The organism is Sedimentibacter sp. B4 (assembly GCF_000309315.1).
GTDB classification, from domain to species: domain Bacteria; phylum Bacillota; class Clostridia; order Tissierellales; family Sedimentibacteraceae; genus Sedimentibacter; species Sedimentibacter saalensis.
Window position 1 is genome coordinate 1 of sequence record NZ_CANG01000393.1, and the last position, 240, is coordinate 240.

Genomic DNA, 240 nt, shown 5'->3' on the forward strand with positions numbered 1-240 from the left:
TGGACGCCCGCTCGCAGTCCGGCGGCTTCTCCCCCGGCAGCGCCGACCGCCTGGTCATCGCGGACGGCAGCAGGGCGTTCGCCAAGGCCGTGGCGGAGACGGCGGATCCCGACGCGCACCACATCCACCGCGCAGAGTCCCGCATCCTGCCCCTTCTGCCCCGGCACCTGCCGGTGCCGCGGCTGCTCGGCGTGGTGGAGACCGGCGGCTGGATCGCGCTCGTGCTCACCGACGTCGAGG

At 75.0% G+C, this 240-nt stretch carries 1 pseudogene; it reads left to right on the top strand.

The features are described from left to right. A pseudogene (locus tag BN358_RS26460) lies at positions 1-240 on the top strand (aminoglycoside phosphotransferase family protein); the annotation flags it as partial.